Raw genomic sequence first — 10,046 nt, forward strand, 5'->3', positions numbered from 1 at the left:
ACATACAAGCCCGGATGCAATTTCGGGAAGGATCACGCCGTTATGCCCCGGATTTCATCCGGGCTACGATTCGCTTTGGTGAGTAGGGCCGTAGGGCGGATGTCGCTTTTTACATCCACCGCAGCGGTGGATCGGTAGAGCGTGATCGGGTGTGCGGTCAATCATCCGCAATCAGCCGCTTACCGAGGCTGACCGAGGCATCGATCTTGTAGCCAAGCCGCTCGTAGAAGGCTAATGCCGCCGCGTTGGTGTCGCGCACCTGCAGGCTGAGTTTGGGACAGCCCCGGGCCAGAAGTTGCGCTTCGATATAGGTCATCAGCTGACGGGCCAGGCCCTGCTGGCGCCGCTGCGGGCACACCGCCAGGTAGTTGACCCAGCCGCGATGGCCTTCGTAGCCAGCCATGGCCGAGGCCACCAGCTTGCCGTCGATTTCCCCAACCAGAAACAGCTCGGGCTGTACCGTCAGCTTGCGCTGGATGTCCTTGTGCGGGTCGTTCCATGGGCGGGTCAGGTCGCAACGTTGCCAGAGATCGACGACGGCGGCTTCGTCAGCGAGCCGGAAGGGGCGGATGTGCATGGTGGACTCCAATCGGTGAGGCCACTGTTTTAGCACAGGCCGATGAACGGGACGCTAACGGCGCAGGTAGGAGGCGAAGTCGATATCGCCGGCCGAGAGGATCGCCTGCACGCGGTTATGCACGCCCAGCTTGCGCAGGATGGCCGAGACGTGGGCTTTGACCGTGGTTTCGGCGATATCCAGGCTGTAGGCGATCTGCTTGTTCGACTCGCCCTTGGTCATGCGCTCTAGCACCAGCAGTTGCTTGCGCGTCAGGGCTTGCAGCAGTTCCGGGGCGATGCTGTGGTTGTCGTGGTGCTGGCGCGAGCTGCCGCTCTTCTGCGAACGGATGATGTCCGGCGGCAGGTAGACGTTGCCGTCGAGAATCTGCGCGATGGCGTCGGTCATCTGCGCACGCGGCGAAGATTTGGTGATGAAGCCCACCGCGCCATAGGTGATGGCTTGCAGCACGATCTGCTTGTCCTGCTCGGCGGAGACGATCACCACCGGGATGGTTGGCGCCTCGTTACGCAGGTTCATCAGCCCGCCCAGACCATGCATGCCGGGCATGTTCAGGTCGAGCAGGATCAGATCCAGATCGTCGTGGCTCTGGGTCAGCTCCAGGGCGCTGTCCAGGTCGGCGGTTTCCATGATCTCGCTGCCGGGAAAACCGTCGGCGATGACGTTATGGATGGCTTCACGAAACAGCGGATGGTCGTCGGCAATCAGAATCTTGTACATGGCCTTGCACCTCGTTGTTGTGATTATGGTGTGGCAGTGGGCGTGAGGAAAGCAGCAGGCAGTTCGGCGGGTTGAGCGGGCACCAGGGGCAGGCCGGCCTGTTCCCAGGCATCGACGCCATCACGGTACCAGTAGAGCTGGCGATAGCCCATGGCATGGGCGCGGCGAGCCGCGTTCCAGCTCAGCCAGCAGTCGGAGCGGCAGTAGAACACGAAGGGTTGGCGCACGTCGCCACGGCTCTGCTGGTGCAGGTAGTGGGTGAAGTAGCGCTGCCATTGCGGGGCCAGGTTGCCGTCGCCGGCGTTTGCCAGCCATAGACTGCCGGGCAGGTTGGCGTGGGGGGCGTCCTCGACGAAGCGCCCCTGCACCCAGGGGCGGCGATAAACGTCTATCAGGCGGGTGTCTGGGCGCTCGGCAAGGAGCTTTTGCAGGGCGGGGGTATCGATGATTTGTACGCCTTCCAGACTGGACGGCGTCGGGCTGCGGTACTGGCTGCTGCGATAACCATCGGCGTCGAAAAGTTCTTCGGCCTGCGCAAGGCAGGTCAGTAACACGCAGGCAAGCATCAGGCCCGCTTGCACGGGCAGACGGTACTTCATGGCAAGGTCTCTACTTATGTTGTAGCGGTATTACAGGCCATGGTCGCAGGCTTGGGAATTCTACGTTGGAGAGGAAAACCAGTACCAAAGTAGTAGAGGGGTCGTGGCTGAACCTGTTATGGGGCTTACCGGTGTTGTTGGAGCGAATTCATTCGCGATCCTGGCTCGCAAGGTGCCGGCCCCTTTCGCGGATAAATCCGCTCCTACCGGTCAGGCAGCGTACTGCAGTCATGGTGATTCGATTCGTTGCATTTGTTTCGTTGCCTATCCCGCCTTGCGCAGCGCCGCGTGCTGCGGGTTGAAGGTGGCCACGGCGAGCAGGGTGAGCAGCAGCGTCAGGCCGATGCACACCGCTAGCGCCTCGACATGCAGGCGTAGGTACAGCGCGTTGCGCACCAGCTCCACGGCATGGGTGAAAGGGTTGACCGCGCACAGCCAGTACAGCCACTCGCTGGACTCACGCATCTTCCACAGCGGGTACAGCGCCGACGACAGGAAGAACATCGGGAAGATGACGAAATTCATCACCCCGGCGAAGTTCTCGAGTTGCCTTATGCCGTTGGACAGCAGCAAGCCCAGGGCGCTGAGCAGCAACGCCACCAGCAGCAGCGCCGGCAGCGCGGCGAGCAGGCCCCATGGCGGCGGTTGCACCCCGTAGACCCAGGCGATGGCGAGGAAGGCATAGACCTGCAGCAGCGAGATCAGCGCCGTGGCCAGCAGCTTGGCCACCAGCAGGAAGGCGCGCGGCAGCGGGCTGGTGAGCAGCACGCGCATGCTACCCATCTCGCGGTCGTAGACTATCGACAGCGAGCCCTGCATGCCGTTGAACAGCAGGATCATGCAGGCCAGGCCCGGCACGATATAGGTGTCGTAGGTGATGTAGGTGTCGTACGGCTCGATGATGGCGATGCCCAGCGCGGCACGAAAGCCGGCGGCGAACACCAGCAGCCACAGCAGCGGGCGCACCAGGGCGCTTAGAAAGCGCGAGCGCTGCAGGACGAAGCGCAGCCATTCGCGCAGGACGATGCCGCGCAGGCATTCCCAGTAGGCGGTCATGGTTGCGGCTCCTTTGCGGAATCTGTGGGTGGTGTGGACGGAGTGGGAGGGGCTTTAGCCGCGATACCCTCGATATTGGAAATCTCGCGGCTAAAGCCCCTCCCACCACTGGGCCGCAGCGCCTCGCGCACATGGCCACGGCCCAGCGCCTCGTCGCCGGTGAGGCGGGCGAAGCTGATGGCCAAGTCGTCGCCGAACTGGCCGGCCTTGCCCCAGGCCACGCGCTCGCCTCGATGCAGGATCAGCAGATCGTCGCTGGACTCGATCTCGTCCAGCAGGTGGGTCGTCCACAGCACGCACAGACCCTGCTCGCGGCACAGGTTGCGCACGTGCCGGCCCAGCGCCAGGCGGCTGGCCGGGTCGAGCCCGGCGCTGGCTTCGTCGAGCAGCAGCAGGCGCGGTTGGTGGAGCAGGGCGCGGGCGATTTCCACGCGGCGGCGGTGGCCACCGTTGAGCGTGCGCACCTTGTCATGACGGCGCTCAGCGAGATCCTGACGCAGCAGTTCCTCGTCGATACGTGCCTGCGCCTCGCGGCGCGGCATGCCGTGCAGCGCGGCGTGATAGGCGAGGTTCTGCTGCACCGACAGGTCGAGATCCAGCGTGCTCTGCTGGAACACCACGCCGAGCTGGCGCAGCGCCTGACGCGGTCCGTCGCGCAGGCTGTGGCCGAAGATGCGGATGTCGCCCTGTTGCAGGTCATAGAGGCGGGTGAGCAGGGCGATCAGGGTGGACTTGCCGGCGCCGTTGGGGCCGAGCAGGGCGCCGAAGCGCCCCGGCACCAGCTCGAAGGCCAGGTCGTTGAGCGCCTGGCGGGCGCCATAGGCGAAACCGACGCCGCTCACCTCCAAGGCGTTCATGGCGTCACCACCACGCCCCAGGGATAGCGGCCGACCTTGATCGACTTGGTCACCTTGAGCGTATCGACGTCGATCACCGATACGTCGCCGCTGACGCCGTTGGTGGTCAGCAGGCGCTTCTGATCCGGGGTGAACGCCAGGTGCCAGACGCGTCGGCCCACCAGCAGGTAGTCGAGAATCTCGAAGGTCTTTGCATCCACCACCGCTACATGGTTGGCCGGGCCAAGAGCGACGAAGGCGTACTTGCCGTCGTCGGTCAGCTTGACACCCACCGGCTGCACCTTGTCCGGGTGCACGCCCTTGATGGCGAAGTTGAGCACCTTGAGCACCTGGCGCGAGCCCACGTCCAGCACCGTCACCGTGCCGCCGATTTCGGCCGAGGCCCACAGGCGCTTGCCGTCCTTGTCGAACTCGACGTGACGTGGGCGCTGGTCGACCAGGGTGTTGTCGACCAGTTGATTGGTGCTGGTGTCGATCCAGTGCAGCATGTTGGTGGTTTCGCTGGTGTTGACCGCCCACTTGCCGTCCGGGCTCACCGCCATGCCTTCGGGCTCGACGCCGACTTCGATCTGCGCCAGTACCTCGTCGCTCTGCGCGTCGACCACCGTGACCAGGGCGTCGTCCTCGTTGGAGATATACATCCAGCGGTCGTTGGGGTGCAGGGCGAATTGCTCGGGGTCGGCGCCGGAGGGCAACTCCTTGATGATCTTGCGCGTGGCCAGGTCCATCACCTGCACGCGGTCCGAGTCGCTGGCGCAGATGTACAAGAGCTTGTTGTCGGAGGACAGCAGCAGCCCACGTGGGCGCATGCCGACGTCCAGGGTGGCGGTGACTTCCAGGCTATCGAGGTCGATGACGCTGATGCTGTCATCCTTCTCGTTGGATACGTAGGCAGTGGCGGCCAGGGCCGAGTGGCAGGCCAGGCCGAAGGCGACGGCACTGGCGAGACGGGTCAGGCGCATGGGGTTGATCCTCTTGTTGTTGTCGGGGCGACGGCGTTGGCCTGTGCGCGTGCTCCCCTCTCCCATTTATGGGAGAGGGGTTGGGGGAGAGGGCTGAAATTTCCCCCTCTCCCTAACCCTCTCCCCAATGGGGCGAGGGGACAGAATTTCTTTGCCTGTGGCCATCACCTTCCACAGGGCATCGTGCTGAGTACTGGGCCGCTAAGGCATACCCGCCAGATCACAGCTCACCTCAGGCCGGTCGTAGCCGAGGCTGTCCATTTCGTTACTGGGATGCAGAAAACCATCCTGCGGCGAGGTACTAACCAGGGCGCGTGGATGCACCAGCGGAATCGGTTGGCGTAGCTCGCCATTCCACGGACGGAAGCTCAGCTTGCGCCCCTTGAAGCCGTCCAGCGGCAGTTGTTCGTTCAGCAGCAGGTGACGAATGCCCTGCGGCTCGGCGGTGCGCTGCTTGGTGATGGCCGTGGCGAAGCTGCGCACGGCCATCCAGGCGGCGAAGTCGCGGTCGTTCATCCAGCGCCCGGCCAGCTCTTCGAAGCGCTTCTGCAACTGCGCGGCGCCGAAGGTTTCCACCGTCTTGTGCCAGGCGGTAGGGGTCAGGCCCTGGGTGCCGGCCACGGGGCGTGGATACCAGGTGTTGTAAGGCAGGTATTCGCCGAAGTCGCCACGCTCGTCGGCCACCAGCACCACGTCATACTCACTGGCCTGGGTGAACAGCGGCATCTCCGCCTGGGCGCTGCGGCGCTGGTCGTTGTCGAAGCTCCACGGCTTTTCGGCAACGATCTTGTGGCCGAAGCGCTTGGCCGCACGCTTGAGCGCGTCGGCGTAGGCGATGTCATCTTCGGTGTTGCCGGTCACCAGCAGCCAGCGTGTCCATTTGCGCAAGGCGAGAAACTGCGCCAGGGCGTCGGTCAGCATGGCGCGGCTGGGCAGGGTGTGCAGCACGTTACCCAGGCACTGTTCGCGGCGCAGGCCGTCGTCGGCACTGCCGGCATTGAACAGCAGGCTGTCCGGCAGGCGCTGGCTGAGCTGGCGCAGGGTGGCGGCCGGGGCGTTGACCACGAACAGGCGGATGCCGGCCTGGTGCTGGCGCTCGGCGGCGGCGAGCAGCTCGTCAGCCTGGTCGCTCTCGGCGCTCTGCAACTCGAATTGCTGCTTGAGGAAGCGCCCGGTGCTGTTGCTGTCGATGATCGCCAGCTCGGCGCCACGGCGGCCGGCGTCGCTCGGCTCGGGAATGACGTTGGACAGCAGCGGCCCGCGCGGCGGCAGATGGGCCAGGTAGCCGATGCGCACCTGCAGCTCGTTCGCGCTGGCGCCGGCCGCCACACCGAACGCGGCGGCGAGGCAGAACAACAGGCGGCAACTGATCCGGTGCATCGGGCGACTCCTGCAGAGGGTGTCGCCAGCATAGGAAGCGCCATCGGCTCGGGAAATATGCCCAAGGTAGCGCCGGGCACGTACGAAGGTCTTAGTCCGTCACGCCAATTGGCGCGCCAAACCTCCCCAAAGTACCAGCGCGTCAGTACCAAGGTAGTAACCCGGCGCTGGCCTTTACTTCCTAGCATGGCAGGCAACGTCCAATAACAATAACGGGTGAACGCCATGCGTATTCTCAAGGCCCTGCTGCTGCCCTTGCTGCTGATCATCAGCCTGCTCGGCGTCGATCAACTGCACGCCGCCGGTGACATGACCCGCCGCCCGCTGGCATTGCCTGACCTGGTACTGGGTAACGATGACAGCGACTACTTCATGTCGCAGACCGAGTACCAGCTGGAAACCGGCCAGGCCTACCAGCTCAAGATCATCGCCAGCGGCCAGAAGGAATACGCCTTCCAGGCGCCGGAGTTCGCCACTTCCATTTACTTGCGCAAGGTCGAGGCCGGCGGCGTGGAGATCAAGGCGGTCACCCTCACCGAACTGGAATTCGAGGATGCCGGCGAGGCGGAGATCTTCTTCCTGCCGGTCAAGCCAGGCAAATACCGCTTCTACGTCAAGGGTCTGGAAGGCAAGGGCATGCTCGGATACTTCGTGGTCAAGTAGCGTGGTCAAGTAGATGACTGCTCTGGGCCGCATCAACCTCGGCGTCAGCCTGCTGTTCGGGCTGGTGACCCTGGCCGGGCTGGCGCTGCTGTTGCGCCAGGCCAGCCATGATGTGCAGCGCGAGCTACAGGCCGCCGAAGCGGTGGTGGAATACCTCGGCGAAGTGGCGCGTAGCAATCCCGGCAGCCTGCGCCCGGAACTGACCGAGAACCTACGACATATCCGCGTGAGCTGGCTGCGCCCGGGCGAAGAGCCCGAGCACCAGACCGAACGCGTCATCGAGCACTGGATCGCCGAACGCCTGCTGGGCCCCGCCTCACTGGTGGCCGATGCCTGGCCGCTGGAGGATGGCCGCGAGTTGCGTATCGCCCTCGATCCCTATGACGAAATCGAGGAAATCCAGGACTCGCTGCTGCAACTGCTGTTGCTCAGCGCCTTTGCCCTGATCCTCAGTCTGCTGGCGATTCACTTTGCCGTAGGCCGGGCTCGACGTGTGCTGGACGAGCTGCTCGCCGGCCTGCGCGAAGTCGGCGCCGGTCACTTCGACACCCGCTTGCACGACCACGGTCTGGCCGAGGCCAAGCATCTGGCGGCGCATTTCAACGAGATGGCCACCACCCTGCAACAGGTGCAGGCGGACAACGCCGAGCTGACCCAGGCGCTGCTGGAGTTGCAGGAGCGCGAGCGCACGCGCCTCGGCCAGACCCTGCATGACGACCTCGGCCAATACCTCAGCGGCATTCGCGCCCAGGCCTGCCTGCTCAAGGTAATTGCCGATCGCCCGCAGCAGGTGCAGGACACCGCGCGCCTGCTCGACGACAACTGCGAGCGCCTGCAGCAGGGCTTTCGCAGCCTGATCCGCGACCTCTACCCGGTGGTGCTGGAGCGTCTGGAACTCGGCCCGGCGCTGCAACAACTGGCTGCTGACTGGCAGCAGGCGCAAGGCATTCGCTGCCGCCTGCAACTGAGCGAACAACTGCCAAGCCTGCCGCTGGCGAGCAAGGCCCATCTCTATCGCCTAGTGCAGGAGGCGCTGACTAATGTCGCCCGTCATGCCGATGCCAGTGAAGTGCGCATTCGCCTGCAACGCCGTGGCCAGGGCCTGCGCCTGTTGGTGCGTGACAACGGCCAGGGCACCGCATTGCCGCTACGGCCCGGCATCGGCCTGCGCTCGATGCGCGAACGCAGCCGCAGCCTGGGCGGCGAACTGCGCCTGCACAGTCGCCCGCAAGCGGGCTGGGCGCTGTGCCTGAACATTCCCCTGGAGGCAACGTCATGAAGATTCTGCTGGTAGATGACCACGCCGTGGTGCGCCAGGGCTACGCCAGCCTGCTGCGTGCGCTGTTGCCGGAGGTGCAATTGCGCGAGGCCTGTGATGGTGAGCAAGCGTTGCAGCGGGTGCAGGAAGAGATTCCCAACCTGGTGATCATGGATATCGGCCTGCCCGGCATCAGCGGTCTGGAAACCACACGCCGCCTGCGCCAGCGCCTGCCGCAACTGCGCGTGCTGTTCTTCAGCATGCACGACGAACTGCCCCTGGTGCGTCAGGCACTGGACGCCGGCGCCATCGGCTACCTGACCAAGAACTCGTCGCCGGAAGTGCTGGTGGAGGCGGTCAAACGCACCGCTGCCGGCCACGCCTATATCGAACAGCAACTGGCCACCCAGCTGGCCTGTAACCCAGCCAGCAGCGACGGCCTCGACCCACGCCTGCGCGAACTGACCCAGCGCGAGTTCGAAATCTTCGTCATGCTCGCCCGCGGCCTGCCACCGAGGCAGATCGCCGAGAAGCTGTGCATCAGCACCAAGACCCTGTCCAACTACCAGACCCTGGTAAAGAACAAACTGCAGATCGCCTCGCAGGCAGAGTTGGTGCATTTGGCGATTGATAGTGGGGTGGTCAGGGTGGGGTTGGAGAGTGCTTGAGGGGAGAGCGGGCTGCAATGGCCTGCTTGCTGAGCTGCTTTCTGCTCCAGCCTCAACTCTACTGCTCGGTCTAAATCGAGCATCCTCCGCAGGCTCGCCGCAAGCCGTTGGTTAGGTGTAAGTTGATGGCAATGAACCGTGATTTGCCGTGCGGTGTGTTAGAACAAATTCTGTGTCAGATCACTGTCGCCCTTTAATAAATTTTTAGAACCCGAGATAAGCTGCCATGGCATCATCACCTTCCGCTGGATCAATGATCCCGTTTCTTCGTCGACGGGATTATGTTTTTTTAGAGCACTTAGGGCAGGGAGCATGCGGAGAAACCGTTTTGCTTCATGATGATCTCATTGATAGTGACTTTGTTTGTAAGAAGTACTCGCCTATCTCGGAGTCGCTTCGTCAAGAGCTTTTTAAGAACTTTCTTAGAGAGATTAAGCTCCTTCACGAGGTGCATCATCATAATGTGGTTCGTGTATTTAATTATTATTTATATCCGGATAAATTGACTGGCTATATTCTTATGGAGTATGTTCAGGGTCTGGATATAGAAGATCATTTAAGTTCTGAGCCTGAAACTGTTAATGAGCTTTTTACTCAGGCAATCGATGGGTTTGCGTATCTTGAGTCAACCCGGATTTTGCATCGAGATATCAGGCCGCAGAATATTCTTGTACGTAATGATGGCACCTTAAAAATTATTGATCTGGGCTTCGGGAAACGTATAGGTACAACCATTGATTTTGATAAGAGCATTAGTCTTAACTGGTGGTGTGAACCGCCGGGTGAGTTTTCGGATGGAATATACGATCACTCGACTGAGGTTTATTTTGTTGCAAAGCTCTTCCAGAAAATCATTGCTGAAAATGGAATTGAGCAGTTCAAGCATGCAGCGCTCCTTGAACGAATGTGTCGTAGCAATCCAGTTGAGCGTGTACGTTCGTTCTTTGATGCAAAAAATGAGCTTAGTCTTCGGCTCTCTGAAGATATCGAGTTTGATTTTGAAGAGCGCAAAGCTTACAAAAATTTCGCAGATGAGGTTAGTAGGCATATTACGAAAATTGCCGAAGGGGCTAAGTATGCAATTGATTTAGATCGCATTCGTACTCAGCTCGAAACAGTTCATCGTAACTGCATGCTGGAGGATGAATTACCTAACTGTGCGCCGCTTCTGCGCATATTGGTTGAGGGGCAGTATTACTACCGGCGAGCTAATTTTCCAACATCCGTTTTGCGCACCTTTCTTCATTTTCTACGCAGCGCGCCTTTGGAAAAACAGCGAATTGCGCTATTAACCTGGCAAATAAAT

11 protein-coding genes are annotated in these 10,046 nt (G+C 61.8%); 4 read left to right on the forward strand and 7 right to left on the reverse strand.

Going from position 1 to position 10,046, the window contains the following annotated elements; all coding sequences use genetic code 11:
* Positions 1-157: 157 nt before the first annotated feature.
* The 7 genes from B3P22_RS03895 to B3P22_RS03925 form a co-directional block, all read right to left on the reverse strand.
* Entirely contained in the window at positions 158-577 is a 420-nt protein-coding gene (locus tag B3P22_RS03895; RefSeq protein WP_296269976.1) for a GNAT family acetyltransferase, read from the reverse strand.
* Positions 578-631: 54 nt separating this feature from the next.
* Complete coding sequence (locus tag B3P22_RS03900) at positions 632-1,297, reverse strand: response regulator transcription factor (RefSeq protein WP_017363255.1); 666 nt, start codon at positions 1,295-1,297, stop codon at positions 632-634.
* A gap of 23 nt (positions 1,298-1,320) precedes the next feature.
* A complete protein-coding gene (locus B3P22_RS03905) occupies positions 1,321-1,896 on the reverse strand; it encodes a PQQ-dependent catabolism-associated CXXCW motif protein (RefSeq protein WP_296269977.1) in 576 nt (191 codons plus the stop codon).
* A 264-nt stretch (positions 1,897-2,160) separates the two neighbouring features.
* Positions 2,161-2,952, reverse strand: coding sequence for an ABC transporter permease (locus tag B3P22_RS03910; protein WP_296269978.1), 792 nt, complete (start codon positions 2,950-2,952; stop codon positions 2,161-2,163).
* Positions 2,949-3,809: an ABC transporter ATP-binding protein gene (locus B3P22_RS03915; RefSeq protein WP_296269979.1), complete on the reverse strand. Its 861-nt coding sequence runs from the start codon at positions 3,807-3,809 to the stop codon at positions 2,949-2,951. The genes B3P22_RS03910 and B3P22_RS03915 overlap by 4 nt, the downstream gene beginning before the upstream one ends.
* Positions 3,806-4,771, reverse strand: coding sequence for a YVTN family beta-propeller repeat protein (locus B3P22_RS03920; protein WP_296269980.1), 966 nt, complete (start codon positions 4,769-4,771; stop codon positions 3,806-3,808). The genes B3P22_RS03915 and B3P22_RS03920 overlap by 4 nt, the downstream gene beginning before the upstream one ends.
* Before the next feature lie 201 nt (positions 4,772-4,972).
* Positions 4,973-6,151: an ABC transporter substrate-binding protein gene (locus tag B3P22_RS03925; RefSeq protein ID WP_296269981.1), complete on the reverse strand. Its 1,179-nt coding sequence runs from the start codon at positions 6,149-6,151 to the stop codon at positions 4,973-4,975.
* Between the two features lie 225 nt (positions 6,152-6,376).
* On the opposite strand from B3P22_RS03925, the gene B3P22_RS03930 reads away from it, so the two are divergent.
* From B3P22_RS03930 to B3P22_RS03945, 4 genes are all read left to right on the forward strand, one after another.
* The gene (locus tag B3P22_RS03930; protein ID WP_296269982.1) at positions 6,377-6,814 is read left to right on the forward strand and encodes a copper-binding protein; all 438 of its coding nucleotides are present in this window, start codon (positions 6,377-6,379) and stop codon (positions 6,812-6,814) included.
* Between the two features lie 13 nt (positions 6,815-6,827).
* Positions 6,828-8,093, forward strand: coding sequence for a HAMP domain-containing sensor histidine kinase (locus tag B3P22_RS03935; RefSeq protein ID WP_296269983.1), 1,266 nt, complete (start codon positions 6,828-6,830; stop codon positions 8,091-8,093).
* Positions 8,090-8,740, forward strand: coding sequence for a response regulator transcription factor (locus tag B3P22_RS03940; protein ID WP_296269984.1), 651 nt, complete (start codon positions 8,090-8,092; stop codon positions 8,738-8,740). Before B3P22_RS03935 ends, B3P22_RS03940 begins: the two co-directional genes overlap by 4 nt.
* A gap of 226 nt (positions 8,741-8,966) precedes the next feature.
* A partial coding sequence (locus tag B3P22_RS03945; RefSeq protein ID WP_296269985.1) for a protein kinase family protein occupies positions 8,967-10,046 on the forward strand: 1,080 nt, incomplete at its 3' end.

This window comes from Pseudomonas sp. UBA6323 (genome assembly GCF_002439135.1).
GTDB lineage: Bacteria > Pseudomonadota > Gammaproteobacteria > Pseudomonadales > Pseudomonadaceae > Aquipseudomonas.